This is a genomic window from Nonomuraea basaltis (assembly GCF_005893125.1).
Taxonomy (GTDB): Bacteria; Actinomycetota; Actinomycetes; order Streptosporangiales; family Streptosporangiaceae; genus Nonomuraea; species Nonomuraea basaltis.
In genome coordinates this window covers 1-24906 of the sequence record NZ_VCJS01000144.1, presented here as the reverse complement: position 1 = coordinate 24906, position 24906 = coordinate 1, and the positions used below count along the sequence as shown (strand labels likewise).

Genomic DNA, 24906 nt, shown 5'->3' with positions numbered 1-24906 from the left:
GGAGGCCGGGAGAACCGGCCGCAGGGCCAAGGGGGCCAGCAAGTCAGTAGCCGAAGTACTGGAATGTCGGGATCTCGCCGGGCTCGAATGTATGGATCACGTGGTCGGGACTCAGTTGCGTGCCGTGCTCGAACGCGGCTGTGAACGACGCATCCCCGAGAGTCTCGCGCAGGGCCGCGGTGATGCGGTCCACGTCCCCTCGTTCGGCCGGTGGCAGGGGCGCGCCGACCGACTCGCGCAGCGCCGCGGCGACGCCCAGCAGGTGTGCGGCGCGTGGTGGATCCTCGGCTGTGAGTGCCCCGGCCAGTCCTTCGAGGGCCAAGGCCACGGCTCGGGGGTCGCCGATCTTGCGGGCTGAGGCGAGGCCGTCCAGGTGCAGTCTCACCGCGGCTTCGGCGTCGCCGCGCTGTTCGGCGGCGAACCCCAGCTCGGCCAAGGCCAGGGCCAGGCCGGGCTCCCCTGCCACGCCGCGTAGCCAGTCCACCCATTTGCCCAGGTGGGATTCGACCAGCTCCGGTTCGCCCCGGCGGCGAGCGCTCAGGGCCAGCCCCATCTCGGCGAAGTGCTCGGCGACCTTGTTGGACTGCACGGCGGCCAGGCGCATCGCCTGCTCGTGGTACGCGTCGGCCGCCGCGAGGTCGCCCGTCAGAAGGGCGATCCTGCCGAGCCCGGACAACCGGAACGACGCCTCGTCCCAGAGGGAGAGCTCCTCGGCCATGCGCAGGCCCTCGCGGTGCAGCCGGGCCGCCTCGCGATAGTCGCCCGCGATCTCGGCGAGTTCGGCGAGAGTGTTGGTGGCCTTCACCCGGCCCCACCGGTCGCCGAGTTCCTTGAAGAGCTCGTCGCTGTCGAGCGCGTCGCGGTGGGCGGCGGCGAGGTCGCCCCGGGCCCGGGCGATCGTGGCCCGCACACTCAGCGCGGCGGCCACCCCCCAGCGGTCGTCCAGCTCGCGAAAGCCGTCAAGGGCCTGCTCAAGCAGGGCTGAGGTGACGGTCAGGTCGGTGAAGCCGCGGTGCGCGTAGCTCAGGAACCACTGGGCCCGTGCCCGCGCGCCCATGTCGGCGATGTTCTCGTGCGAGCTGGTCGCCGCGCGGGCGTCCGCATCGGTGCCGTCGCTCATCAGGAGGCGCACGCCGGTCCGCCAGGCGGCCACGCGGGCGTCGTCGCAAACGTTCAGCGCCAGGTCGAGCGCGCGCCGGGCCTCGGCCAGACGGCCGCGTAGGAGCCAGTACCAGCCGAGCGCGTTGACGAGGCGGGCTGCGGCGTCGGCGTCGGCCAGCCGTACGGTCGTGTCGAGGGCGGCGCGCAGGTTAGCCCATTCGCGGTCGAGGCGTTCCAGCCAGGGCCGCTGGTCGGGGCCGTGGAGGTGCGGCGCGGCGCGTTCGGCCAGCCCGGTGTAGTGGCGCAGGTGCCGGTGGTGGATCTCGTCGGATTCGCCGGCCTCCCGCAGGCGGTCGAGGCAGTAGTCCCGTACCGACTCCAGGAGACGGTAACGGGGGCCGTCCGGACCGTCCGCCATGACGACGAGCGAGCGGTCCACCAGGCGCGCCAGCATGTCTATCCCGTCCGTCCCGTCCAGTGAGCCGACCTCCTCTGCCGCGGTCAGCGTGCATCCGTCGGCGTGCACGCCGAGCCTGCGCAGGGCCACGCGTTCGGGCTCGGACAGCAGCTCCCAGCTCCAGTCGATCATCGCGCGGAGGGTACGCTGCCTGGCCGGGGCGCCGCGCCTGCCCGCCACCAGCACACGGAACCGGTCGTCGAGCCGGGCGGCCAGCTCGTGCACCCCGAGCGCGCGCACACGGGCGGCGGCCAGCTCCAACGCGAGCGGGATCCCGTCCAGGCGCCGGCAGACCGCGGCCACGGCCGCGGCATTGGCGGGGCCGAGCTCGAAGCCCGGTGCCGCGGCGGCGGCCCGGGTCACGAACAGCTCCACGGCGGCGAAGCGGCGTAGTTCCTCGGGCTCTGCGGCCGGGTCCGGCAAGTCCAGCGGGGGCACGGCCCACAGCCGTTCGCCGGGCAGGCCCAGAGACTCCTGGCTGGTGGCGAGGATGCGCAGGCCGGGCGCCGTCCGCAGCAGCACCTCGGCCGCCACGGCGACGGACTCGATCACGTGCTCGCAGTTGTCCAGCACGAGCAGGAGGCTCCTCGTACGGAGCGCGTCGGCCAGCCGGCCCAGTAGGTCACCGGCGGCCCCTGCCTCGTCACGGATCCTGAGAGCGTCGTCGCGGACGCCGAGGGCCGAGGCGGCGACTCCGGCCACCGATGCCGGGGAGTCGCCGGAGGCTCGATCGAGGCCGGCCAGCTCCACCAGCCACGCGCCATCGGGGATACCGCCCTCCAGCTCGCGGGCGACCTTGAGCGCGAGCTGGGTCTTGCCCACCCCGGCCGCGCCGGTGAGTGTGACCAGCCGTCCCGACTCCAGCAGCGTGCGTACGTGGCTCACCGCCTGCTCCCGGCCGATGAGTTCGGCCAGGGCGGCGGGCAGATTGGTACGCTGCCGCGCTGCGACGGCGGTGCCCTCCAGCGCCGGATCCTGCCTGAGTATCGCCTCGTGCACGGCCACCAGTTTCGGGCCGGGGTCCAGGCCGAGTTCGTCGGCCAGCCGCTCGCGGAGGTCGGCGTAGCTCTCCAGTGCCTCGCTCTGGCGTCCAGCCCGGGAGAGGGCACGCATGTGCAGGGCGCGCAGCCGTTCGCGGAGCGGATGCCGGGCCACCAGATCGCCCAGCTCGCCGGCCAGCCAGCCGTGCTCGCCGAGCGCCAGCCGCGCCTCCGCGTGCTCCTCCAGCGCGGCCAGGTGCTCTTCTTCCAGCCGCGCCGCCACCGGCCTGGCGAAGTCCTCGTCGGCGAAGTCGGCGTACGCCGGTCCACGCCACAACGCCAGCGCGTCGGCCAGCAGCTTCGCCCGCTCCCGTACGTTGACCGCCGCCCTGGCCCGGCCGACCAGGGACGCGAACCGGCCGGCATCCACGGCCTCGGGCTCCAGCCGCAGCAGGTAGCCCGGAGGCTGCGACACCACCAGGCCGCGGCCGCCCGACTCGGCGCTCTCCAGGACCCGGCGCAGCTGGGACACCCTGGAGTGCAGGGTGCCGGTGGGATTGCGCGGCAGCCGCTCGCCCCATAAGTCGTCGATCAGCCGATCGGACGACACGAGACGCCCCTCGTACACGAGCAGATCGGCCAGCAGCGCCCGCACCTTCGCGTCGGGAATGCGTACGGGCCTGCCGTCAGTCGTCCAGACGGCCAGCGGGCCGAGCACCCCGAAACGCACAACCGCCAGGTTAGACGAGTTCGGACGGACCCAAAGACGGCCCGCAGAAAACCCGAAGGGGCCCGGATCAGGATGAAGTCATCAACCGATCTTTCAAAGGATGAAGGAACGATGAGCGTCAATCGTGAGATCCGGCTTGCCTCCCGCCCGGTCGGTGAGCCGGGACCGGACAATTTCGAGCTGGTCGAGGTCGAGCTGCCGGAGCCGAGCGAGGGTCAGATCCTGGTTCGGAACACGTGGATGTCGGTCGACCCGTACATGAGGGGCCGAATGAACGACGCCGAGTCGTACATCGCGCCGTTCCAGCTCGGCGTCGCGCTGGAGGGTGGCGCGGTCGGCGAGGTGATCGCCTCTCGCGCCGAGGAGATCCCGGTTGGGGCGACGGTGTCCCATTTCCTGGGCTGGCGCGAGTACACCGTGCTGGACGCCACCGCAGCGGCTGTCGTGGACACCGGCCTCGCCCGCCCGCAGGACTATCTGGGCGCACTCGGGCCGACCGGCCTGACCGCGTACCTCGCCGTCACCGAGATCGCACCGGTCAAGAAGGGCGACGTGGTCTTCGTCTCCGGCGCCGCCGGCGCCGTCGGCAGCGTCGCCGGGCAGATCGCCCGCAAGCTGGGCGCCGCCAAGGTGATCGGCTCGGCCGGGGGACCCGAGAAGGTCAAGAAGGTCGCCGAGAACTTCGGCTTCGACGCCGGCCTCGACTACAGGGCCGGTTCGCTGCCCGAGCGGCTCGCCGAACTCGCGCCCGAGGGCATCGACGTGTACGTCGACAACGTCGGCGGCGACCACCTGCAGGCCGCCATCGGCGCGCTGAAGGTGCACGGCAAGGCCGCCCTCGTGGGCATGATCAGCCAAGACAACGCGACCGCCCCCGTTCCCGGCCCGAGCAACATCTACGACGTGGTCACCAAGCGGCTGACCCTGCGCGGAGTGCTGGTGACCGACCATCTTCACCGCTTCCCCGAGTACATCGCCCAGGCCGCGGCCTGGCTGGCCGACGGCGGCCTGCGCACGGAAGAGACGGTGGTCGAGGGCCTCGATCAGGCTCCGGCCGCCTTCCTCGGCGTGCTGCGCGGCGCCAACACCGGCAAAATGCTCGTCCGCCTGTCGCGAGGATGACGACATGTCCACTCGCATGACGATCGAGGAACGCGAGACGTTCCTTGCCGGCACCCACATCGGCGTGCTCAGCGTCCCTGAAGGTCGCGCCTCGCTGCTCATCCCGATCTGGTACGCCTACGCGCCCGGCGGCGAGATCAGGATCAGCACGCCGTCGGCCAGCCGCAAGCTGGGCCTGATCCAGGAGGCGGGCTACGTGGGCTTCGCCGTCCAGCAGGAGGAGATGCCGTACAAGTTCGTCTCCGTCGACGGCCCGGTCGTCGCCTACGAGCCGGCCGACTCGGAGGAATACCGTCGATGGGCGATCCGGTATCTCGGCCCTTCTGATGGGGAGCGGTTCTTCGAGTCGATCGAGGACGGTCTGCCGGATTGGGTGACGATCCGGATCCGGCCGGAGCGGTGGCGCACGTTCGACTTCGGCAAGGAGTTCACCTGATCGGGGCGTTGGGACCATCCGGCTGAAATTGAACGCTAAGCCTCCCGCTGCAGGTCAGGGTGGGTAGAGCTCTGCTGGTGTGTGTGCGGTGGCTGACGGTGCTCACGACGTGGCAATGTTCCCGCCGACGTCGAGCCCGTCATTGTGCACCGAAGAAATCATGCAGAGCCTCGCCCACGCGCTGCGGGTCTCCGTCGTTGTCCGGACCCGAGTGCCCCAGGCCCGAGAACGAGACACGTCGCGCATGCGGGAGCACGGCGGAGAGCGCGTCCAGCGCAACGCGGAAGTATGCCGGGCTCTTTGCGCCGTTGAGCAGCAGAACCTGCGCATCGAGCGCCGCGTAGTCCTTCACCGTGTCAGCCATCTCCCGGACTATCCGCAGGTCGAAGTGCAGCGTGGGGACGAGCGCTTCGATCGGTACCTCGTCTTCGGGCACATCGCGTTGCACGCGCGAGCCGACCGCCATGAGCGGCACAAGAACGAATCGCGGAATTCGACCGAGCACCGGTTCGGTGCCCAGGCCCTTCAGCGCCGTGACCAGCGCGGAGGCGAGCTTGCCCGCGGCGATCTCGCGGTCGAAACGCGGCGCCCAGTCCATCGGCACCGAGCCGTCGACAGACAACGGAGGTTCATACAGGACGACCCGATCGAGTGCCGGGGTGGCCAGGGCCGTACACAGGGTGATGAGTGCACCCGAGCTCAGGCCGAAGATCCGCGAAGCCCCGGTCGCCGCGACCAGCGCCTGCAAGTCGTCGACCTCCCGCAGGACACCGAAGTGGTCACCGTGGGGTCCGCTCAGCCCGCGTCCACGCCGGTCGGGCACATAGACGGTGAATTCGGCCGACAGCGCGGCAGCGAGCCTCGTGAAGTGTTGCGATGCCTGCATCCCACCGTGCACGAGGATCAATGCGGGGCCGCGACCGCGTTGCCGGTAGCCGATCGTCGTCCCGTCGGCGGAACGAACCTGGCCTTTGCTGTAGTCGCGCACGATCTGTGGCGAGCCCTTCACCGTGTCACCTCATCTGCGGCCGGGACGAACCTCTTCTGTGCCCGCTTACCGACCTCCACGGCCGCGTTCCCGCGCTCCAGCAGGTCGTCCTGGTACTCCGCCAGCGCCGAAGTCAGGTCCCGCTCGTCTCGACCGACCTCGGCGAGCCGCGCGCCCAGCCGTACGGCATCCTGCATGGCGGTGCTCGCGCCGTTCCCGCCGCTGGCCAGCGTCAGCCGGTATCCCTGGAAACGCTCGCCGCTGCCGTCATCCGCCTCGTACACGTGCACGTCGATGCCCGCACGGACGAGCTCGTGCGCGAGCGTCAGCCCGCCGACCCCCGCCCCGATCACCAGCACCCGTCCCACGCCTAACGCGGTCATGACACCCTCCATCGCCTACGTGAACAACGTTCACGTGTACATTGTTCACGTACGCGGAGCCGAACTGTCAACCACTACTGGGAGGATTCGATGGGGCAGCGACGCGCCCAGGTGCTTCAGGCAGCGATCGAGTTGCTCGACGAGGTCGGCCTGGACGGTCTGACCATGCGACTCCTGGCCAGCCGGATCGGCGTGCGCGCAGGCGCGCTCTACCGGCATTACCCCAGCAAGCAGGCCCTGCTGGACGCCATGGTCGCGCACCTGGTCACCCCGCCGGCCGACGCCGTCCCGCCACTCGACGGCCCCTGGGACGAGCAACTGCGCGGCCTCGCGATCGGCACGCGCGAGCTCATGCTGGCCCACCGCGACGGCGCGCGCCTCATGTCCACCTTCCACAATCCGGGCAGCGAGGCCGTCACCTTCTACCACGGCCTCATCGCCACCCTGGCGGCCGCGGGCGTCCCCGCGGACACGGCCGCCGTCGCCGTGGACACCGTCATGGCGTACGTCAACGGCTACACGACCGAGGAACAGGCCCGCGCGACCGGCGCCGACGCCCGGCCCAGAGAGGTCCGCGACCGTGCCTTCCACGACGGCCTCGAATTGATCATCACCGGCGTCAAGGCTCTCTGTCGCGGCGTTCCCGCTGCCCGCCCAGCCTGAGCCGGTCGCCGTGCTCGGCATCGATGAGGTCTGCAGCGGTCGTGCTCGTTGGGTGCTGGATGAGAGCACCGGCACTTGGACAACTGCGGTGGATCGCCGGCATACCGGCTTCGTGGATCTGTCGGGCGACTAGGGTCTGCTCGGCCAGGTCGAGGGCCGCACCACCCCCGTCGTAACTGGCTGGCTCAACGAGCGTGATGCCGCCTGGCACCCGCGGGTGGCCTTCGTCGCGATCGACATGTGCACCATCTGCACATCCGCCGTCCGAGCCGCGTTGCCGCAGGCCCGTCTGGTGGTCGACCCTTTCACGTCGTGTAACCGGGCAACCGGGGGTGGCCGCGTGGAACGCCAAGGAAGACCTGCTCGCCCTGGCCCGGACCCATCCCGGCCGGATCGGGGCGTTCACCTCGGCACCACGCCCGTTCAAACGGCACCCGTCGATGGGGTTCAGCTCCGAAGGCGCTCGCCCAGTCTGTCGACCCAGCCCAGGTTCTCATAGGCGACCTGGAGCGCCGGCGCCGGTTGCCCTTGCGGGCGGAACTCGTGGGAGAACAGCTCTGCCGTATCGTCATCCACGATCAGCCGGTACTCGTCCTCGCCATTCCCGGCTCCGTTCAGTGCCAGAGCGATCCCGGTGCGGCCCAGCGGATCGGTGACTTCTCCTAGCGACCTGATCCCGGGCTGTTCGGCAAGCAGCCGGTAGAGGGCGGAGCGGGTCCCGGGGCTGATCGGACCGGCCAGCAGGTCCTGCGCCGTCCACCACATATAGTCGGCGAACTCCGGCTTGCCGCTTCCCCAGTCACTTGGGGACTCCTCCTCGAGCAGCCGCCGCAACAGGCTCTCCAGCCCGTCCTTCTCGGCCGGCAGCTCGAGCAGTTGCTGGACGGTGAAGCGGTGTGTGCCGATCTGGAAGAACAGTTCGATGTCGTAGTCGTTGGTCGACGGCTTCTCCTGGACCAGGGCAGGCGAGCCCAGTTGCCTCCACTTCGCCTCGTCCTCCGAGGAAGCAAACGTGATCTTCACGTCCTGGCCGGTCACGGTACGGCTGGGCGCTCCTTTGTCGCTCGCGTACCAGCTGTCCTGGGTAGTCGCCATAGTCGCCGAGAACGGCGGCTTCTCCCGCTCCGGCTTTCCGACCTTCTTTGCGATCTTCGGCAGGTAACGCACCGGCTGGAAGGTGCGCTGACGGGTGTACCAGTAGCGGCCCGACGTGGACGGCTCGCGGGCGGCGGTCTCGGCCGCGGCCAGCAGGACAGTCCGAGCGTCAAGTTGGCAGAACGGCGAGATCAATTTTCATTGACTTCAGCCGCCTGCATGGCGGGCTGGCCGAGGCGGCCTGATCCTATCTAGGAGGACCCGTCGCCGCGCCCAGCGGGACCGGCTGCCGCTGATGACCCTGCGCAGTGGCGGCAGCGCATACCAGTTGGGACTGGCCAGCCCTTGTGGAGAGCCCGTTGTTCAGTAATGGACACGGCGGGTTCGGGAGACGGCTCGGAGAAACCCACCAGCGGTAACGCTGACAGGGCGCTCCGAGCCGACCTCACCGTTGATGAGTAGGTCACATCAGTGCAGCACGTCCGCATCATCCACCGCGTTCAGACAGCGCGCACTCTCCACCTCAGCCTTCAGACTGAGATCGGAATGGCTCGCTGTGAACGTGGAGGGTGTATGACGACGGAATCGACGAACTGGCGTGGTGTGGCCGTGGTCGGTGCGCTCATGCTGGGCGCCTTCGCCTTCAACACCACCGAGAACTTGCCGATCGGCATTCTCAAGCTGATGGCGGACGACCTGGGCCAGTCGCTGTCGGCCGTCGGCCTCCTGGTGTCCGGCTATGGCCTGACCGTGGCCCTCGTCTCGGTGCCGATCGCCATGGTGACTCGCTCCGTCCCACGTCGGTTAGTCCTCTGCGCCCTGCTGGCCACGCTGTTCCTCGCGAGCGTCGTGGCGGCCCTGGTCTCCTCGTACTGGGTGCTGCTGGCCGGCCGATTGGTCACTGCGGTGGCCCAGGCGCTGTTCTGGGCGGTGATGGGGCCCGTCGCGGTCGGCCTGTTTCCCCCACGCGTCCGCGGGCGCGTCATAGGAGCGCTGTCCGTGGGCGGTTCGCTCGCCCTCGTCCTCGGGGTGCCCGGCGGCACGTGGCTGGGCCAGCACGCCGGCTGGCCGGTGCCATTCCTGGTGGTCGGTGCGCTCGCCATCCCCTCCTTCATCGTGATCGCCACTGTGCTGCCGACTTCCCGTCCAGAAGTCGGCCACGCCGTGCGCGGCGTGGCGCCGGACACCCGCCGGTTCGCGGTCGTGCTGACCGTCACCGGACTCACGGTCACCGGCGTCTTCGCCGGGTACACGTACATCTCCACGTTCCTGGTGGACGAAGCTGGGTTCAGCGCGTCTTCTGTCAGCACCCTGCTCCTGGTCCTCGGCATCACCGGCATCGTGGGTGTCGCGGTGTACGGGCGGCTCCTCGACCGCTTTCCCCGGGCGACCCTCACGCTCCCCGTAACGACGCAGGCGGTAGCGCTGCTCGGCCTGTACGCCGCAGGCGAGTCGCAGGCCCTGGCAGTGATCATGATCGCGTTCCTCGGCGCCTCGCTGGGGCCCATCTTCATGGCCACGCAGAGCCAGGTCATGCACTTCGCGCCGGGCCGCACGGAAACAGCCATCGCCGCGAACAGCGCCGCCTACAACCTGGGCGTGGCCGCGGGCGCCCTCGCGGGCGGCCTGCTGCTTCCCCTCATCAGCGTGCGCGGCACCTTTCTGGTCGGCGGCCTGATGACGGCCGCCGCACTGCTGCTCCTCCTCGAGGAGCAATTTCTGTCCCTGGGTCGCAAGGAACGATGCACCGACGACCCCGAACAGGCGCAGGGAAGGCACGAAACGAAGGATCCTCTCTCGCAGGGTTAGTTCGAACGTTGCCCGTTCGATCGCAAGGTAGGTCCGGACGTCGCGAGGTTCGCGCGGACTGGACAAAGGGCTCGGCATCCCGTTCTCCAGCCTCGCTCGCAACGGCGCCCGGCTGTCGATGGCCGGAAGCGTGCTCTGGAAGATCCTGGCCGACTTACTCGGCCTTGCCGGCACCACCGCCGGGCAGTGGAACGCCACCGCAGCCACCGACCGCGCCGGCTACGTGGCACGCCGACTCAGGTTTTCGCCCGGACCCACGTCCCCGAGTAGATGATTCCTCTCGGCAACCCCGTCTCCAGTCGGTGGTCGACGCACGTGGCGGAACGGCATGTCCAACGCCCAGTCGCTGCGCGAACGCGGCGTGGCCGTGCCTTACATCGCAGGGCTGACCAGTCCTGTTTGGTAAGCGATGACGACCAGTTGCGCACGGTCGCGCGCAGCCAGTTTCGCCATCGCGTGGCTGACATGGGTGCGTGCGGTGGCCGGGCTGAGAAACAACGCGGTACCGATCTCGTGGTTGCTCAGGCCCTGTCCCACCAGGGCCAGCACTTCGCGCTCGCGCTGGGTCAGCACCGCGAGCCGGTCGTCTGCGGCCTGGGCGGCTTTGCGTTGCGCGGTGAACTGGCCGATGAGGCGTCGGGTGATGCGCGGCGCGAGCAGCGCGTCTCCGGCGGCGATCACCCGGATGGCATGCAGGAGCTCGGCCGGTCCGGCGTCTTTGAGCAGGAAGCCGCTGGCGCCGGCCTGCAAGGCGTCGAAGACGTACTCGTCGGTGTCGTAGGTGGTGAGGATGAGGACCCGGACCTGCTCCAACCCGCGGGTCTTGGCGATCTGGGCGGTGGCTTGGATCCCGTCCAGCTTCGGCATGCGGATGTCCATGAGGACGACGTCGGGGCGGGTGGCGCGGGCCCGTTCGACGGCTTCGGCGCCGTTGGTGGCTTCTGCCACCACCGTGATGTCGTCCTCGAGGTCGAGCAGGACCTTGAACCCGGATCGCACGAGACCCTCGTCGTCGGCGAGCAGCACCTTGATCTGAGCGTTGATCAACGATGAGGCGGCCGCCGCGTTCATAGGCGCGACCCGGTCGGCGCGAGGGGCAGCCGTGCCCTGACTTCGAACCCGCCGCCCGGAATCGGCCCGGCGTCGAGTTCTCCGCCCAGCAGTTGACAGCGCTCGCGCATGCCGAGGATCCCGCGGCCGGGCTTGACCGAACTGCCGGTGCTGGTCGGATGCCGGGCCGGTAGGTGCGGGTCCGCGGGGTCGTCACCTGGGGCGGGACGGCGGCCCTCATCGGTCACGCGGATCTCCAAGACCTCGATCCCGGGGTTCAACGCTACCGTCACCCGGGTCGGGCCGACGTGGCGGATCACGTTGGTGATCGATTCCTGAAGGATTCGGTAGGCAGCACTCCCCACGGCGCTCGGCAACGGCGCCGCAGGCGAGGTCTCCTCGAGCTTGATGTCGAGTCCGGCCTCGCGTGCCTTCGCGGTCAGTTCGTCGATCTGCCCCAGCCCTGGGTATGGCACGCGCCTGTCGTTGTCGTCACCGTCGTCGTCGCGGAGTACTCCGAGGATGGCCCGCATCTCCCGCAGCGCCCGGGAACTGGTCTGCTCGATGGCTCGCAGCGCCTCTCGCGCCACTTCGGGCCGCTTGTCGAGCACGTGCGCGGTGACGCCGGACTGGACGTTGATGATCGCTATGGCGTGCGCGACGGTGTCGTGGACCTCGCGCGCGATCCGGAGCCGTTCGGCGTCGACCCGCGCCCGCGTTTCCTCCTCGCGAGTCCGTTCAGCCAGCTCGGCACGCTTCTGAGCTTCGGCCGCGATGACCTGCCGGGACCGGACGGACTCGCCAAGGGCCGCGCTCATGACCGACGCGCCGATCCGGAAGAACACCCAGCCGATGGCGGCGCGTGGCTCGATGTCGGCCGCGGCGACCAGCCAGCCGATCGTGAGCATCGAGGTGCCCACGCCGGCGATCATCAGCGACCGGCGCCCGTCACCGTAGGCGGCGAGGGTGTACAGGGCGACGAAGAGCCCGAGCCAGCCGGGCCCGTCGGGGAAGTCGAGGCCGTAGTACACCAAGCTGGCGAGCGCGGCGGTGACGAACACCGGCACCGGCCACCGGCGGCGGACGGCGACGACCACGCCGCTCACGATCAGCAAGACATATCCCAGGTTTCCGAGGTCGGTAAGGGGACGCTGTACCACCTCGCCGGCATTGCGGACTATCGTGCCCTGAACCTGCATCACGGTGATGAAGAGCGCGAGCAACACCTCCTGCGCCGGCACCGGCAGGCGCAACGACACGGCGCGGTGTTCCATGCCGCGATCCTACGGTTCCCGCCCGCAAGACCACTCCACCCAGACGCGCGACCGCCTACGACGACGGGCGTACCTGGGCACGAGTCGTCTACGCAGAACTGCGTAGACGCTGCCATCCGCTGTCGGAGGCCGCGGCCGCCTCGACGGCGCGATGATCGATTCCGTGAAAACCCTCCCAGGCGCTCGCTCGTCACCGGAGCCTCGGCCGGCATAGGCCGAGTCACCGCGCTGCACACGCTGCGGGCGCCCGCCATTCGACCGAAAGGATCCTGAAATGTCCGTCCGTCACTTGCCAGCCACCGCCGCAGCCGCCCTGCTCGGAATTGTGGGGCTCGCCACACCGGCAGCCGCGCACGTTTTGGTCCAGCCAGTCGGTGCTTACACCTTGACCTCCGGGCGTCTCTGGACTGTGGTGGCCGCTCTGCTTGGGCTGCCCGGCGTGGTCCTCGGTGGGCTGGCCCTGGCCCGCTCCGCCGGTCGTATCGGCGCCGGCACCGGGAGAAGGGGGCCCATCGTGGCCCTGGTGGCGGGGCTGGCCTGCGCGGTCATCGGCGGGCTGGTTGTGGCCGCCGCCGACGGTGGTCCCGGCACCGGCTACGGGATAGTCGGGGGCTACGTGGACCTGGCGATCGGGCTGATCGCCATGGTCCTCGGCGGGCTGGCTCTGGCCCGCTCCCGCCGCACCGAGTTGAGCGGCTGACCGCAGCGAATACAGGCGCGCGATCGACGCCCTGATGACCGTGCACACCTCGATCATCGGACGGCGACCGCTTTGTGATCTTGTACGTATGAACGTACAAGCAGACAGCTCTACATCAACAAGTGCGGCTGCCCTACTAGTTCGATACCTACGTCAAGGCCGCGGTCAACGTCTGTCAAAAGGTGAACGCCGCGGTCGCAGCAGCAGGAGGCTGACGTGTTACACGTGATCGGCGCGGGATTCCCGCGTACCGGAACCAGATCGATGAAGGCAGCGCTGGAAAGGCTGGGATTCGGTCCCTGCTACCACATGGCCGAAATCGGGAGCAATCCCGACCACGTCGACCGGTGGCTGCCCGCTGCCTCCGGCCTGCCGCTGGACTGGGACAGCGTGCTCGACGGCTACCGATCCACCCAGGACTGGCCGGCCAGTTTCTTCTGGCGCGAGCAGGCGGAGGTCTACCCGGACGCGAAGGTCGTCCTGACCGTCCGCGATCCGCATCGCTGGTATGTCAGCATGCAGGCTCTGATCGCCACCCGCCGGGACGTGCCGCCGGATCTGCCTGAAGCGGGGGCCGCGGTACTCAGGACGATGGAGAGGCTCCGCCCAGTTCTCGATCTCATCGGAGAGTCCTCCTTCGGCGACACCTGGGACTTCCAGCGGGGCATGCCCGACGAAGAGATCGCGGTAGCGGCGTACCACCGCCACCTGGCCGTCGTCCAGAAGAGCCTGCCCGCGGATCGCCTCCTGGTGTTCGACGTCCGCGAGGGCTGGGAGCCGCTCTGCCGGTTCCTGGGCGTCGACGCCCCCGCCGGCGAGCCGTTCCCGCACCTCAACGACTCCGAGACCATGCAGCGCGCGCTGCAACAACTGTTGACCGATGGCAGCATCGACTCGGCTTTCATTTCCGGCACGCACGACTGAACGGCATCACCGCGCCTTTCTCAGGACCGTATCGATGACGGCGTCGAGCACCGGAGCCGGCGTGAGTGCCGCGCCGGCGTTGTTGGGATGCACGACGTTGGCGCACCCGGGGGTCTCGCTGCGAGCGCGGGCCACGTCCACCGCTGCCGGCATGGCACTCCTGTTCGTGTTCATCATGGCGAGGTCCCCCCGGTGGTGAACCTGCGCCCGGCCGACGATGACGACCGCTACCACGTGCGAGTGGCACCTCAGGTGATACGGCCACCTGATGCGCCCGAGCGCGCGATCACGCTGCTGCGGACGTTGCCTCAGCCCTTCACCATCGCTCGGGCGCGCCAGGTCCTGCGGACCACCCGGCGGGTGGCCATTCCCCTGCTTGAGCACCTGGACAGGTTGGGCCGAACCAGAAAAAGAGGACTCTTTAAGGGACCTTATTGATCGTTAGGGTGGTGGTGGAAGCGTTAGGGTGTCTGGTGGCCCCACGGTCTTCAAAACCGATGGCGCCGAGCTGCTCGGCGCGGCGGGTTCGATTCCCGTCCGCTTCCGCCAACCAAGGAGCTTTCGTAGGCATCGACGAGGTGTTAGCTCAGGCCCGCACGGGACTGAGCCGCCTGAGCCCACCACATGCGTGGTCAGCGGCGGGTCAAGCCGACAGCTTCATCGTCGACACCCGGCCTGCTTCCCAGCGCTGCGCGGGAGAGGTCCCAGGTGCCATCGTCATAGAGCGCAATCAGCTGGAGTGGCGGCTGGACCCTTGTTGCGAGGCACGCATTCGCGAGGCCGAACACGCCCGCATTCGCTGGATCATTCTGTGCGACGAGGGATACTCCTCCAGCCTCGCTGCCCGCTCGCTTCAAGACCTCGGCCTCTGCCGCAGCACCGATGTGATCGGCGGCTTCCAGGCATGGCGGGCCGCTGGGATGCCGATCATCGTCCGTGAGATGCTGACGTCTCCCCGACGCCCTGGTGAAGGACCCGGGACCATCCCGGCCTAGGAGCACTGAGCGTGTCGGGAGTTGCGGACTCAGTTCCAACAGAGGCGCTGGTTCGATCACCGTCGAGCGGAACGCGCCACAGCAACTCGTCGGCAACGGCGCGTCCGCTAGGAGAAACTCCGGCGGGAGACCAAGCTCGGCACCGCCGTGGAGATCCTCGACCTCGGCGGCCGGCTGACCGCCGAACCCGTGGCCGGCCGCCACCGTCGACCCGACCGGCAGCCACGGGTTCGGCCTGTGGATCATCCGGCACCTGTGCGATGAGGTCACCGTGGGGCAGACCGTGTACGTCACCGATCCCGAGCGGGCTTGCCTGCTCTGCCGACGGCGCGCCCGCTTCTCCGGATGCCGGCGAGGATGCCGGCCCCGATCACGATGGCGCCGGCCAGGACGGGCACCCAGTCGCCCAGCCGCACGTACGGCGTCACCTCGCGGGACACCGGCACGTCGACGATGAAGGTGCCGCGGTAGCCGGGCGGCACCCACGCCAGAGGCCGGCCCCGCGCGTCGAAAGCCGCAGAGGTGCCGTCGGCCTCCACGAGTACCGCTGGCCGGCCGGACTCGACCGCGCGGACGGCCTCGAAGCTCGCCTGCTGCGCGTGTGCCCAGCTCCCGTGGAAGGTGGTGAGCGAGCCCTGCACGATGGTGACGTGCACGCCCATGCGGGCAAGCCGGCGCCGCATATCGGGGAAGGTCGACTCGTAGGAGATGAGCGGGCCGACCACGTACCGGGACACCCTCAACGTCGTCGGCGTGTCACCGGGGGACCGGTCTTTCTCGGCCGCCTCGGTGACATCGGTCAGCCACCCCAGCATGGGACGGAGGGGGACGTACTCGCCGAACGGCACCAGCCGCTGCTTGACGTACATGCCGATGACCCCATCGGCGGAGTACTGGTAGGTCGACTTGGTGATCCGCCCGGAAGGATCCGCGGCGTCCACGTTGACCAGGAGATCGCTCCCGGCCTCAGCGGCGGCTCGACGCAGCCGGAGGTCCACATCGAGGCGCTGCGCGGGATCGAAGGCGACGCTGCTCTGCCCCCACACGATGACGTCGTGGCCGCGGCCCGCGAGTTCGCGAGTCAACCGCAGGTGCGCGGCCAGACGCCGCTCGGGCCCCGGGACATCCCCCGATTGCACGCCCGCGACCCGCATCGTGCCCGTCACCAGCGGCTCAGGCCGTAGCAGCCCGAAGCCGACGGCGGCCACGACCAGGACGGTGGCCACGCCCACACCGGTCAGCCGCGTCCCGGGCCGGACGCGGGGCAGCACCGCGGCGGTCAGCCCGACATTGACGGCGACCAGGAGGAAACTCAGCAGCCACACCCCGCCCACGGCGGCGACCGCCAGTATCGGCCGCGCCTGCCACTGGCTCAGGCCGAGCAACCCCCACGCGCCGCCCAGGTGCTTCCATGACCGCAGCACCTCGACGACCAGCCACACCGAGGGCAGCACCAGCATCGCCGCCAGCAGCCTGGCCGGCGTGACCCCGCGCAGCAACCCGTACGCGACCAGGCCGAACGGTATCCAGGCCAAGCCGACGACCGCTACCGCAAGCACCGAGAACGCGCCCAAGGAGGGCAGCACCCAATAGTGCAGCGTCGCGAAGAAACCCACGGCCGCCAACCAGCTCCCCACCGCCGCCTCACGAGCCGATCCGGCGGCGCTGAGCAGGATCAGGATGGGAACCAGGCCGAGCCACGCCCACCACCAGGCGTTGATCGCGGGGAAGGCCAGCGCCAGACCCGCCCCGGCCATCAGGGCAAGCAACCGGTTTCCCCATCGCACCGCCACGACGCTTCCCTTCTTGCCCTCGGCCGGCCCCGCTGCCCACTCGAGGATTCCGCCTTCTCAGGGGCCTTGACGTCCCCTGGCCTGGCCCGTCCGGCAGTGCCACCGACGTCGTGGATGACCCCGGGGGCGGACTCAGAACGGCGCGGCTCAGGGACCTTGCGTAATCCGCTGCCCGCGCGGCCGGAATCCGAACATCCGGTACTCCAGCACCTGGAACGGCTTAGGAAACGGCACCTCTTGATGTTCGTCCTACGCCCTCGCGGACCTGATGTCCGCCCGGTACGCGTCCAGCGGGCGGGCGCTGTACTCATGACGCCCCCGCACTGAAGCCGCCGAGAGCGAGCTGATCCGAGCGTTCTCCAGGACATGCGAAGACGTCCTCGCCGACATCGAGATCTTCCTCACCCTCGCCGAAGAGCTGCACATCGGACGTACGGCGTCCCGCCTTCACCTCACCGCCGCACGCGTCGGGCCGGGGCGTCGACAACCTCGGCACCGCGCTGGCCACTCCCGACGAGAACGGGATACGGCTGACGCCCGAAGGCGAGCGACTACGCAACGAAGCGCGGGACATGGACGATCCTTGCTGTGGTGACGGCGACCTCTTCCTCGGAAATAAGTCAGCTGCCCTGGTGTTGTTGCCAGCGTTCGAGCAGGGCGGGAATCTCGTTCAGCATGAACTGGTAGAAGTCGCGCATTTGAGTCAGTCGCCGGTGTGCAGGGTCATCGGCCGCCGTGGTGTCGATGCCGGCCTGCGCGGCTTGGATCATGACCTGGATAACGGGGTTCTGGCTGGTGAACAGGGTGGCCCAGGCGTCGTCACGGAGGCGGTAGTGCTCGCGGCGGCTGCCAGGGGCGGGCAGGCGTTCGATCAGCCCGACCAACAGCAGTGACTTCACCGCGCCTGAGACCGATCCGGCGCTGGCGTCGAGGCGTTCGGCAATGTCGCCGGCGGTGACGCTGTCCTGGTCGGTGAAGAGGAAGACGGCCAGGGTGCGCGCGGCCATACGCTGCAGCCCGCCGTCGGCCAATGTCAGGGCCAGGCGTTCGGCCGCCTGCCACTGCTCCTGCCTGTCGCTCATGGGTCGCAGAATATCCAACATCACAAGCCTTCAGAAAATTCTGAAATTTCGGTATATTGCTGAGCATCGGGCTCTGCCACGCGGAGGACCGATGGTGTGCCGGGAAGCCTGGTCGGCGATGTGACAGCCACATCCGTCGACGAGGAGATGACCCCCGATGACCCTGCTCAGCCGCCTGTACGGCGTGCGACCCGCCATCCGTCACCCGGTACGGAAACGGCGGAGTGTCGAGATCCCGGCCGCCGACGGTGTGCGACTGCTGGCCACCCACTACTACCCGGCCGATGTCGTCCGGCCGCCGCTGGTCCTGCTACGCAGCCCGTACGGCAGAGGCAACGCGCTCGACCAACTGCCGAAGCTGCTGGCCGAACGCGGCTACCAGGTGCTGTATCAGAGCCTGCGTGGCACGGCCGGCTCCGGCGGCCGCTTCGACGGATTCGTCATCGACCCGGCCGACGCCGACGGCACGCTGGCCTGGCTGCGTGACCAGCCGTGGTTCGGCGGCGTGCTGGCCACCTGGGGAGCCAGCTACCTCGGCCTCGTCCAGTGGGAACTCGCCGCCCGGCACATCCCCGAATGGAAGATCGCGGTCATCCAGGACGCGCCGTCGGCCTTCGCCGAGCATTTCATGTACCCGGGCGGCGCCTTCGCGCTGGGCAACGCGCTGGGCTGGGTCCAGCTCGTGGACACCATGTTCAGCGGCAACTTCTCCCTCACCCCGCAGCTGCTGGCCACCTTCACCGCCGGCCGCAAGCTGCGCCGCGCCACTCTCGCCCTCCCGATGGAGCAGGCCGATCGGGCGTTGACCGAGCACCGGGTCAGCTGGTTTCAGGAGTGGATCGCGCACGGCCCTCACGAGGAGTACTGGGCCCGCGTGGATCACCGCGCCAACGTCGAGCGGATGCCGCCCCGCGTGTACTTGCAGGGCGGCTGGTACGACTTCTTCCTGCCGGGCATGCTGGAGGATCACGCCCGTCTGCTGGCCGCCGGGCGCGAGGTCCGGCTGCTGGTCGGGCCGTGGGGGCATGGCAAGGGTCTGTACACCCGCGAAGGCATGAAGGACGCCCTTGCCGCTCTGGATGCCGCCATGAACGGGCAGAACGCTCCTTCGGGGGTGCGGGTGTTCGTCACCGGAGCCAACCGGTGGTTGGACCTGCCCGGCTGGCCGCCTGCTCACCAGCCCACCAGCTGGTATCTGCATCCTGGTGGACAGCTGAGCCGCGCGGAACCCAGGCCGGAGGCAAGCCCTAGCCGGTACCGCTACGACCCTGGAGATCCGACCCCCACCGTGGGCGGGACGGCGGTGAGCATGTCCTCGGGCCCGAAAGACAACCGCGTCATCGAGGCCCGGCCGGACGTGCTCACCTTCACCACCGCCCCACTGGAGGCGGATGTGGAGGTGATCGGCCCGGTCCGGGTCCAGTTGCACGCCCGCTCGTCCAACCCGCACGTCGACTACGTGGCCCGCCTGTGCGATGTGAGCCCTCGAGGCAAGTCGCTCAACCTCTGCGACGGAATCATCCGCCTGAACCAGGACGGCGATATCGAGGGCGGCGGCGTCCAGGGTGAGGCGCGCACGGTGGACATCGCGCTGTGGCCGCTGGCCCACCGCTTCGCGCGCGGCCACCGGATCCGGCTGCAGGTCTCCAGCGGCGCCCACCCCCGCTACGGCCGCAACCCGGGCACCGGCCAGCCGCTGGCCACGACGCGCGAGCTGCGTGCATCAGATCACGAGATCTTCCACGACCCCGAACACCCGTCAGCCCTCTGGCTGCCCCTCAGTCCTGGAGCGTCATGAAACTGCTCGTGCTAGGCGGCACTCACCACGTGGGCCGCGCCATCGTCGAAACGGCGCTGGAGCGGGGCGATGAGGTGACCACGCTCAACCGCGGCCTCAGCCGCCCACCGGCCCCCGGCGTTCGGGCGCTCGTCGCCGACCGCACCGACACCCCGGCGGTCGCCGCCGCGCTCGCCGGTCACGAGTGGGACGCCGTCATCGACACCTGGGCCTGGGCCCCACGCGTCGTACGCGACAGCGCTCGCCTGTTGGAAGGCCGTACCGGACACTACGGCTACGTCTCCAGCCGCGGCGTACATCGCTGGCCGTGGCCGGCGGACGCGGACGAGAGCGCCCCGCTCGTCGACGGCGACCCCGAAAGCGACGACAGCGCCGACTACGCCGCCGCCAAGCGCGGCGGCGAACTGGCCGCCATCGAGGCCTACGGCGAGCGAGCGCTGCTGGCCAGGGCCGGGATGATTCTGGGACCGTACGAGGACGTCGGCCGCGTCCCGTGGTGGCTGCGCCGCCTGGAGAAAGGCGGCCGGGTGCTGGCGCCTGGGCCGGCGGATGCGTCCCTGCAGCACATCGACGTCCGCGACATGGCCGCCTGGATGCTGCAGTGCGCCGAACGCGGCCTCGGTGGCGCGTACACGGTGGCCGGCCGTCCCGGCGAGGTGACGATCGGGCAATTCTTGGAGACGGCTCTGGAGGTGACCGGCTTCGACGCCGAGCTGGTGTGGGGGCCCGAGGAACTGCTGCGCCGGGAAGGCGTGTGGCTGGGCATGGAGTTCGGGCTGCGCTTCCCGCACGACCCGGCGCCGACCGGCATGCACGACGCCGACGTGCATGCCGCCTTCGCCGCGGGGCTGACCACCCGCCCGCTCCAGGACACGATCGCCGATACCTGGGCCTGGCTGCAGGCCGAAGGTGACCCCGCCCCGCGCTCCGACGCCCCCTCTCCCGACACCTGGCTCGATCCCATCGCCGAGCGGCGCGTCCTCGACCAGCTCTAACCTCCACCAGCTTCAGCAAGGAACCTTCATGCGCGCCATCATCATCGGAGCAGGCATCGCCGGCCTGGCCGCCGCCCTGCGCCTCTCCCAGATCGGCTGGGACAGCCTCATCATCGAACGCGCCTCACACCGCCGCAGCGGCGGCTACGGCGTCACCTTCGGCGGCATCGGCTACGACGCCGCCGAACGAATGGGCATCCTGCCCGACCTCCGCAAGCGGGCCTTCGTCACCGAGGAACTCGTCTACCACAAGCCCAACGGCGAGCGGCGCTTCTCCCTGACCCGCGAGAGCATCGCCGCCACCATGGGCCCCCGCTCGATGAACATCCTGCGCGGCGACATCGAAACCGTCCTGTACGACAAGGTCCGCGACCAGGCGGAAATCCGCTTCGGCACCACCATCACCGCCGTCGACCAGGACGCGCACGCCGTACACGTCACCCTCAGCGACGGCAGCGTCGAACACGCCGACCTGCTGATCGGCGCCGACGGCCTGCACTCGGCCACCCGCGCCCTGGTCTTCGGCCCTGAGGAGGACTACCTGCTCGACCTGGAGCACATGGTCGCCGTCTACATGCTCGACAAGCGCCCCGCCGCGATCGCGCCCGGCACCACCGGCACCCTGTCCTCGCGCGGCCGCACGGTCGCGGTCATCAGCGTCGGCGACGGACGCAACGTCGCCTTCTTCGGCTACCGCACCGACCGCGGCGCCGGCACCCGCGCCGACGGACCCGCCAAAGTGCTGCCGCAGGTCTACGGCGACCTCGGCTGGATCATCCCCGAGACCCTGGCAGGCATGGCGACGACCGACTCGGTCTACTTCGACACCATCAGCCAGGTCGTGGCCCCTGCCTGGAGCCGCGGCCGCGTGGCCCTGCTCGGCGACGCCGCCTGGTGCGTCACCCTGTTCGCCGGGTACGGCTCAGCGCTGGCGGTCGGCGGCGCCGATCGGCTCGGCACCGAACTGGAGCGCCACCAGGGCGACATCGGCGCCGCCCTGGCCGCCTGGGAGACGGCGCTGCGGCCGGAAGTGGACAAGAAGCAGAAACTCGGCCGCCGGGTCAAAGGCGTCTACGCACCCGCCAACCCGCTGCTGCTGTGGCTGACCCAGCTCCCGCTGCGCCTCGCCGCCCTGCCGCCGGTACGCCGATACATGATCCGACGCTTCATCAAGGGCTGAACCGCCCGAACCCCGGCAGCGGCCGCTCTGCCGGGGCCCGGCAGTGGGGCGGCCCCGGCTCAGTGGCGCATGGTGGGCGACGGCAGGTGCGGCGGCCGCCATCGCCAGGTGGCGTTGCCGTCGGCGGCGATGCCCTTGCGCCACAACGGTGCGGGCATCAGCCGAATCATGGTCACCATCGCCTGGTACGCGGCGGTGGAGGTGGTGCGGCGCCCGTCAGCGCGGGCGCCGCGGGCGGTGGCCTGGGTGCGCGGGCGGCGCTCGGTGTCGTAGCGACGGAGTGTGGCCTCGATCGTGGGCTCTCCGGCGAGGGCGGCGGCGAGCACGACCGCGTCTTCGAGGGACTGGCCGGCGCCCTGTCCGCGATCCGGGCTCATCGCGTGCGCGGCGTCGCCGAGCAGCGCCACCTGGCCGCGGACGTAGGTGGGCAGCGGGTCCAGGTCGCAGATGTCGATATGGATTACCGCCTTGTCCGGGGTGGCTGCGATCAGCGCCGGGATCGGCTCGTGCCAGGCCGTGACTCGGTGGGCGGCCTCGGTCTTCTCGTCCTCATAGCGGACGCCGGGCTGGTCGGTGGTGGTGACGTAGGCCCAGTAGGTGCGGCCGCGGCCGACGGGGTGGATGAGGAAGTAGCTGCCGGGGCCCATGGTGATGCTGCCGGGCAGCCCGTCGGTGTCGGCGATGCCCAGCCAGGCGGTGCGGCCCAAAAAACGGGGCTGTGGCGCGTCCGGCCACAGCAGTCGGCGCACCGTGCTGCGGATGCCGTCCGCGCCGATCAGCAGGTCGACGGTGGCCTCGCCGCCGTTCCAGGTGACCGTCGTCCCGTGCTGGTCGTGCTGGATGCCGGTGACTTCCGCGCCGGTGCGTACCCATCCGGCCGGCACCGCGTCCAGCAGCAGCCGGTGGAGGTCCGCGCGGTGGAAGGCGGTCAGCGGCGTCGTGTCGCCTGGACGGGCTCGTTGCAGGTAGCGGCCGTCCGGCAGCCGCAGGTTGCCGGCGGAGTAAGTTGGCACGCCGGCCGCGCGCGCCTGCGCACCCACGCCGAGCTCATCGAGCGCGCGCATGGCGTTCGGTGCCTGGGACATACCGGCGCCTATCTCACGCAGCTCGGCGGCCCGCTCCAGCACGACGGCGTGCCAGCCGATCCGGTGCAGGGCGACGGCGGTGGCCAGTCCGCCGATGCCGCCGCCGACCACGATCGCCTGTCTGGTCATGGTGTCTCCTCCTTGTCGCGGCCGTCGGTGGGGTTCAGGGGTGGCGCGTTGTCGAAGACCTTGGCCATCCATTCGAAGGTGGCGTGCGCCTGGCGTACGCGTGAGGCCCGCTCATCGTCCGGGCCGACCAAGTCCAGGCCGTCGCGGGTGATGTCGAGGAAGGAGGTGATGCCGGCGATCTGCTTGCGAGCCACCACCGCCCAGGCGTCCTCGGCCATCCGGTAGTAGACGGTCCGCTCGCCCGGCCGGGTGCGCCAGGTCAGGAAGCCCATGCCGGTCAGCAGCCGCAGGTTGGAGGTCAGCGAGGCGCGGCTGGCGCCGATGGCCTCGCTGATCTGCCCGGCGGACTGCTCCGGCGGGTCGCAGACCATGAGCCAGCCCAGCACCCGCCCGGCGATCGGCGGCACCCCGTCGCGCGCCAGATACATGGCGACCCGTTCCACCCACTCCAGCAACGGCTGCTGCTCGGTCATACCGCCCCGCCTCCTCCTCTTGCAGTTGTTTCAGTATGCGCTAAAATCCCTGTATTGATCAAGGATACGCCCCTCGGGGCGTGCAAATGGCGAGCCGGGAAGTCTGGTCGGCCCGCGGCGTTCGCCGTCGCGGAGAAAGAGGAGGACTTTCCCGATGACCCCACGCACCCTTTCGGCGCTGCTCGGCAGCGGCGTCGCCGCCGGCGTCCTGGTGCCGGTGCTGCTATGGGCCGACGGCGCCACCAGGCCCGGCTACAGCTTGTGGCACCACGGCGCCAGCCAGCTCGGCACAGGCGAGCGCGCCTGGTTGCAGGCGATCAACTTCGTGCTCGGCGGGTTGCTGCTGGCCGCCTTCGCCGCCGGAATGCGCCGCGCCCTGCGCGGCGGGCGTGGCGCGACCTGGGGGCCGATCCTGCTCGCCGCGGCCGCCGCAGGCTTGATCATCGCTGGGCTGGTGCCCACCGACCCCGCGCTCGGCTACCCACCCGGCCAGCCGCACATCGTCACCGCCAGCGGCGTCGTGCACCAGGTGGCCGGTCTCCTGCTGTTCGCCGGGCTCAGTGCCGCCGCGTTCGTCCTGGCCAGACGCCTGGGCGAGGCGAGCCGCGCCTGGTCCCTCTACTCCAGGTTGTCCGGAACCCTCATCATCGTCTTCGCCTTCGCCGCCGGCATCGCCTACCGCCTGGACACCCAAGGCCTCTGGCGCCCGGCCCCCGCGGGCCTGCTCGAACATCTCTCTCTGCTGGCCGGATTCTGCTGGCTGATCGCGGTGGGCATGCATCTGCGACGCGCCCACGCCGACCGTGCCGCAGCGGCGTACGCAGGAGGCAAGACCCGTAAGTGACCATCACGGTTCTGTGGCTGTGGCTGCGCGCGCGGGTCGGCTTGCCGTCAAGCGGCGTCGAGGGCTTCGGTGATCTTGCGGATCATGTCGGCCATGGTGGGGGTGGGCACGCCCTGGTGGGTGCGGGCAGCTGCTTCGATGGCGACGATGACGGTGCTGCGGAAGTTTTCGGCCTCTGCCGGAGCCTGCTGCTTGAGCCGGCTCACGACTGCCGTCAGAGCCGGCAGCACCAGGTCGGCGAGTTCGGCCACGGACTTGCCGCTCAGGTTCACACCCTTGGGCCACTCGGCGAGCACGTACCCGACCAGTCCGGTCGCGGAGCCCAGGGCGATGGAGCCGTCGGTGGCGGCCCGGTGAGGCTGGCCGGTGGCGTCAGCGGCGGCCATCAGCGAGACGGCGCCAAAGGCGGCGGTGCGCAGGGTGATCTTGTCCTGGCCGGAAAGGGTGAGGGGCATGGTGGTGTGCTCCTTTGAATCTGTTACGAAAGGCAGTTGAACGGACGGATGGCGGCTTCGGTGACCGAGACGCCCTCGTCCCGGTGCCACCGGGATACCGGCGGAAACGGGCCGCGGACCCGATCGCCGTAGGCGAGCAGCCACAGCGGGGGCGAGCGGCCGTACGCGCCCTCGCCCGTCACTGGCTCACGGTCAGGCGTCCCAGGTGACCGGGAGGCTCTTGACCCCGTAGATGTCCGCGGTCTCCGGGCGCAGGGGGACCTCTTCGGCCGGCACGGCCAGGCGCAGTGTGGGGAAGCGGTTGAGCAGTGCGGGGAGCGCGGCGCGCATTTCGACGCGGGCGAGCTGCTGGCCCAGGCACTGGT

The 24906-nt window shown here is 69.9% G+C and carries 26 protein-coding genes, 1 tRNA gene and 1 pseudogene; 14 read left to right on the top strand and 14 right to left on the bottom strand.

Annotation, left to right across the window (positions count from 1 at the left end):
- Positions 1-43: 43 nt before the first annotated feature.
- On the bottom strand, positions 44-3268 hold the full coding sequence (locus EJK15_RS45415) for an AfsR/SARP family transcriptional regulator (RefSeq protein WP_138716663.1): 3225 nt from the start codon (positions 3266-3268) through the stop codon (positions 44-46).
- A 111-nt stretch (positions 3269-3379) separates the two neighbouring features.
- Here EJK15_RS45415 and EJK15_RS45410 point away from each other — a divergent pair, with 111 nt between their 5' ends.
- Both EJK15_RS45410 and EJK15_RS45405 read left to right on the top strand, forming a co-directional pair.
- Positions 3380-4390, top strand: a complete 1011-nt coding sequence (locus tag EJK15_RS45410) for an NADP-dependent oxidoreductase (RefSeq protein ID WP_138716662.1) — start codon at positions 3380-3382, stop codon at positions 4388-4390.
- 4 nt (positions 4391-4394) lie between these two features.
- Positions 4395-4826: a pyridoxamine 5'-phosphate oxidase family protein gene (locus EJK15_RS45405; RefSeq protein WP_240777630.1), complete on the top strand. Its 432-nt coding sequence runs from the start codon at positions 4395-4397 to the stop codon at positions 4824-4826.
- A gap of 139 nt (positions 4827-4965) precedes the next feature.
- Here EJK15_RS45405 and EJK15_RS45400 read toward each other — a convergent pair whose 3' ends face one another.
- Both EJK15_RS45400 and EJK15_RS45395 read right to left on the bottom strand, forming a co-directional pair.
- Positions 4966-5835: an alpha/beta fold hydrolase gene (locus tag EJK15_RS45400; protein WP_240777629.1), complete on the bottom strand. Its 870-nt coding sequence runs from the start codon at positions 5833-5835 to the stop codon at positions 4966-4968.
- Entirely contained in the window at positions 5832-6197 is a 366-nt protein-coding gene (locus tag EJK15_RS45395; protein WP_138716661.1) for an FAD-dependent oxidoreductase, read from the bottom strand. Before EJK15_RS45395 ends, EJK15_RS45400 begins: the two co-directional genes overlap by 4 nt.
- Before the next feature lie 90 nt (positions 6198-6287).
- On the opposite strand from EJK15_RS45395, the gene EJK15_RS45390 reads away from it, so the two are divergent.
- Together EJK15_RS45390 and EJK15_RS77935 are read left to right on the top strand one after the other, a co-directional pair.
- On the top strand, positions 6288-6860 hold the full coding sequence (locus tag EJK15_RS45390) for a TetR/AcrR family transcriptional regulator C-terminal domain-containing protein (RefSeq protein WP_138716660.1): 573 nt from the start codon (positions 6288-6290) through the stop codon (positions 6858-6860).
- A gap of 136 nt (positions 6861-6996) precedes the next feature.
- On the top strand, positions 6997-7359 hold the full coding sequence (locus tag EJK15_RS77935; RefSeq protein WP_138716671.1) for a transposase: 363 nt from the start codon (positions 6997-6999) through the stop codon (positions 7357-7359).
- On the opposite strand, the gene EJK15_RS45380 is transcribed toward EJK15_RS77935, so the two are convergent.
- Positions 7308-8150, bottom strand: a complete 843-nt coding sequence (locus tag EJK15_RS45380; protein WP_138716659.1) for a CU044_5270 family protein — start codon at positions 8148-8150, stop codon at positions 7308-7310. The genes EJK15_RS77935 and EJK15_RS45380 overlap by 52 nt on opposite strands.
- 378 nt (positions 8151-8528) lie before the next feature.
- On the opposite strand from EJK15_RS45380, the gene EJK15_RS45375 reads away from it, so the two are divergent.
- Positions 8529-9764 carry an MFS transporter gene (locus tag EJK15_RS45375; protein ID WP_138716658.1) on the top strand — a complete coding sequence of 412 codons (1236 nt, stop codon included), beginning with the start codon at positions 8529-8531 and terminating at the stop codon, positions 9762-9764.
- Between the two features lie 372 nt (positions 9765-10136).
- Here the strand turns inward: EJK15_RS45375 and EJK15_RS45370 are convergent, their stop codons facing one another.
- Positions 10137-10835: a response regulator transcription factor gene (locus EJK15_RS45370; protein WP_138716657.1), complete on the bottom strand. Its 699-nt coding sequence runs from the start codon at positions 10833-10835 to the stop codon at positions 10137-10139.
- Positions 10832-12088, bottom strand: coding sequence for a sensor histidine kinase (locus EJK15_RS45365; RefSeq protein ID WP_138716656.1), 1257 nt, complete (start codon positions 12086-12088; stop codon positions 10832-10834). The genes EJK15_RS45370 and EJK15_RS45365 overlap by 4 nt, the downstream gene beginning before the upstream one ends.
- Positions 12089-12362: 274 nt before the next feature.
- On the opposite strand from EJK15_RS45365, the gene EJK15_RS45360 reads away from it, so the two are divergent.
- Positions 12363-12788, top strand: coding sequence for a DUF6223 family protein (locus tag EJK15_RS45360; protein ID WP_138716655.1), 426 nt, complete (start codon positions 12363-12365; stop codon positions 12786-12788).
- Between the two features lie 216 nt (positions 12789-13004).
- Positions 13005-13712, top strand: coding sequence for a sulfotransferase family protein (locus tag EJK15_RS45355; RefSeq protein ID WP_171074910.1), 708 nt, complete (start codon positions 13005-13007; stop codon positions 13710-13712).
- A gap of 6 nt (positions 13713-13718) precedes the next feature.
- On the opposite strand, the gene EJK15_RS75285 is transcribed toward EJK15_RS45355, so the two are convergent.
- Complete coding sequence (locus EJK15_RS75285) at positions 13719-14096, bottom strand: hypothetical protein (RefSeq protein ID WP_240777627.1); 378 nt, start codon at positions 14094-14096, stop codon at positions 13719-13721.
- Between EJK15_RS75285 and EJK15_RS77250 the strand changes: the two genes are divergently transcribed.
- From EJK15_RS77250 to EJK15_RS45340, 3 genes are all read left to right on the top strand, one after another.
- On the top strand, positions 14055-14150 hold the full coding sequence (locus EJK15_RS77250) for a SelB domain-containing protein (protein ID WP_338089925.1): 96 nt from the start codon (positions 14055-14057) through the stop codon (positions 14148-14150). The genes EJK15_RS75285 and EJK15_RS77250 overlap by 42 nt on opposite strands.
- Positions 14151-14166: 16 nt before the next feature.
- Positions 14167-14261: transfer RNA gene (locus EJK15_RS45345), tRNA-Sec, on the top strand.
- Positions 14262-14290: 29 nt separating this feature from the next.
- Positions 14291-14707, top strand: a complete 417-nt coding sequence (locus tag EJK15_RS45340; RefSeq protein ID WP_240777626.1) for a rhodanese-like domain-containing protein — start codon at positions 14291-14293, stop codon at positions 14705-14707.
- Positions 14708-14997: 290 nt separating this feature from the next.
- Here EJK15_RS45340 and lnt read toward each other — a convergent pair whose 3' ends face one another.
- The 3 genes from lnt to EJK15_RS45325 all read right to left on the bottom strand — a co-directional run bounded on the left by lnt (position 14998) and on the right by EJK15_RS45325 (position 17582).
- Entirely contained in the window at positions 14998-16500 is a 1503-nt protein-coding gene (gene lnt / locus EJK15_RS45335; protein ID WP_206061503.1) for an apolipoprotein N-acyltransferase, read from the bottom strand.
- Positions 16501-16807: 307 nt separating this feature from the next.
- Complete coding sequence (locus EJK15_RS45330; RefSeq protein ID WP_138716653.1) at positions 16808-17074, bottom strand: hypothetical protein; 267 nt, start codon at positions 17072-17074, stop codon at positions 16808-16810.
- Between the two features lie 46 nt (positions 17075-17120).
- Positions 17121-17582 (bottom strand): GbsR/MarR family transcriptional regulator, encoded by a 462-nt coding sequence (locus EJK15_RS45325; RefSeq protein WP_138716652.1) that lies wholly within the window; start codon positions 17580-17582, stop codon positions 17121-17123.
- A gap of 157 nt (positions 17583-17739) precedes the next feature.
- Here EJK15_RS45325 and EJK15_RS45320 point away from each other — a divergent pair, with 157 nt between their 5' ends.
- From EJK15_RS45320 to EJK15_RS45310, 3 genes are read left to right on the top strand one after another with little or no spacing between them, the layout of a single operon-like run.
- The gene (locus EJK15_RS45320) at positions 17740-19380 is read left to right on the top strand and encodes a CocE/NonD family hydrolase (RefSeq protein WP_138716651.1); all 1641 of its coding nucleotides are present in this window, start codon (positions 17740-17742) and stop codon (positions 19378-19380) included.
- Complete coding sequence (locus EJK15_RS45315) at positions 19377-20375, top strand: NAD-dependent epimerase/dehydratase family protein (protein WP_138716650.1); 999 nt, start codon at positions 19377-19379, stop codon at positions 20373-20375. The genes EJK15_RS45320 and EJK15_RS45315 overlap by 4 nt, the downstream gene beginning before the upstream one ends.
- A 28-nt stretch (positions 20376-20403) precedes the next feature.
- Positions 20404-21555: an FAD-dependent monooxygenase gene (locus EJK15_RS45310; protein ID WP_138716649.1), complete on the top strand. Its 1152-nt coding sequence runs from the start codon at positions 20404-20406 to the stop codon at positions 21553-21555.
- Positions 21556-21614: 59 nt separating this feature from the next.
- Here the strand turns inward: EJK15_RS45310 and EJK15_RS45305 are convergent, their stop codons facing one another.
- Complete coding sequence (locus EJK15_RS45305; RefSeq protein ID WP_138716648.1) at positions 21615-22769, bottom strand: FAD-dependent monooxygenase; 1155 nt, start codon at positions 22767-22769, stop codon at positions 21615-21617.
- Positions 22766-23242 carry a GbsR/MarR family transcriptional regulator gene (locus EJK15_RS45300; protein ID WP_138716647.1) on the bottom strand — a complete coding sequence of 159 codons (477 nt, stop codon included), beginning with the start codon at positions 23240-23242 and terminating at the stop codon, positions 22766-22768. Before EJK15_RS45300 ends, EJK15_RS45305 begins: the two co-directional genes overlap by 4 nt.
- A 154-nt stretch (positions 23243-23396) precedes the next feature.
- Between EJK15_RS45300 and EJK15_RS45295 the strand changes: the two genes are divergently transcribed.
- A complete protein-coding gene (locus EJK15_RS45295) occupies positions 23397-24086 on the top strand; it encodes a DUF998 domain-containing protein (protein WP_138716646.1) in 690 nt (229 codons plus the stop codon).
- Positions 24087-24133: 47 nt separating this feature from the next.
- Here EJK15_RS45295 and EJK15_RS45290 read toward each other — a convergent pair whose 3' ends face one another.
- Positions 24134-24541 (bottom strand): hypothetical protein, encoded by a 408-nt coding sequence (locus EJK15_RS45290; protein WP_138716645.1) that lies wholly within the window; start codon positions 24539-24541, stop codon positions 24134-24136.
- A gap of 192 nt (positions 24542-24733) precedes the next feature.
- Positions 24734-24906, bottom strand: a pseudogene (locus EJK15_RS75280) (cytochrome P450); the annotation flags it as partial.

What these genes read in the sequence shown, in the direction of transcription:
- EJK15_RS45410 (WP_138716662.1), top strand. Translation starts at nt 3,380, where the DNA reads ATGAGCGTCAATCGTGAGATCCGGCTTGCCTCCCGCCCGGTCGGTGAG.
- EJK15_RS45405 (WP_240777630.1), top strand. Translation starts at nt 4,395, where the DNA reads ATGTCCACTCGCATGACGATCGAGGAACGCGAGACGTTCCTTGCCGGC.
- EJK15_RS45395 (WP_138716661.1), bottom strand. Translation starts at nt 6,197, where the DNA reads ATGACCGCGTTAGGCGTGGGACGGGTGCTGGTGATCGGGGCGGGGGTC.
- EJK15_RS45390 (WP_138716660.1), top strand. Translation starts at nt 6,288, where the DNA reads ATGGGGCAGCGACGCGCCCAGGTGCTTCAGGCAGCGATCGAGTTGCTC.
- EJK15_RS45375 (WP_138716658.1), top strand. Translation starts at nt 8,529, where the DNA reads ATGACGACGGAATCGACGAACTGGCGTGGTGTGGCCGTGGTCGGTGCG.
- EJK15_RS45370 (WP_138716657.1), bottom strand. Translation starts at nt 10,835, where the DNA reads ATGAACGCGGCGGCCGCCTCATCGTTGATCAACGCTCAGATCAAGGTG.
- EJK15_RS45365 (WP_138716656.1), bottom strand. Translation starts at nt 12,088, where the DNA reads ATGGAACACCGCGCCGTGTCGTTGCGCCTGCCGGTGCCGGCGCAGGAG.
- EJK15_RS45360 (WP_138716655.1), top strand. Translation starts at nt 12,363, where the DNA reads ATGTCCGTCCGTCACTTGCCAGCCACCGCCGCAGCCGCCCTGCTCGGA.
- EJK15_RS45330 (WP_138716653.1), bottom strand. Translation starts at nt 17,074, where the DNA reads ATGTCCCGCGCTTCGTTGCGTAGTCGCTCGCCTTCGGGCGTCAGCCGT.
- EJK15_RS45325 (WP_138716652.1), bottom strand. Translation starts at nt 17,582, where the DNA reads ATGAGCGACAGGCAGGAGCAGTGGCAGGCGGCCGAACGCCTGGCCCTG.
- EJK15_RS45320 (WP_138716651.1), top strand. Translation starts at nt 17,740, where the DNA reads ATGACCCTGCTCAGCCGCCTGTACGGCGTGCGACCCGCCATCCGTCAC.
- EJK15_RS45315 (WP_138716650.1), top strand. Translation starts at nt 19,377, where the DNA reads ATGAAACTGCTCGTGCTAGGCGGCACTCACCACGTGGGCCGCGCCATC.
- EJK15_RS45310 (WP_138716649.1), top strand. Translation starts at nt 20,404, where the DNA reads ATGCGCGCCATCATCATCGGAGCAGGCATCGCCGGCCTGGCCGCCGCC.
- EJK15_RS45305 (WP_138716648.1), bottom strand. Translation starts at nt 22,769, where the DNA reads ATGACCAGACAGGCGATCGTGGTCGGCGGCGGCATCGGCGGACTGGCC.
- EJK15_RS45300 (WP_138716647.1), bottom strand. Translation starts at nt 23,242, where the DNA reads ATGACCGAGCAGCAGCCGTTGCTGGAGTGGGTGGAACGGGTCGCCATG.
- EJK15_RS45295 (WP_138716646.1), top strand. Translation starts at nt 23,397, where the DNA reads ATGACCCCACGCACCCTTTCGGCGCTGCTCGGCAGCGGCGTCGCCGCC.
- EJK15_RS45290 (WP_138716645.1), bottom strand. Translation starts at nt 24,541, where the DNA reads ATGCCCCTCACCCTTTCCGGCCAGGACAAGATCACCCTGCGCACCGCC.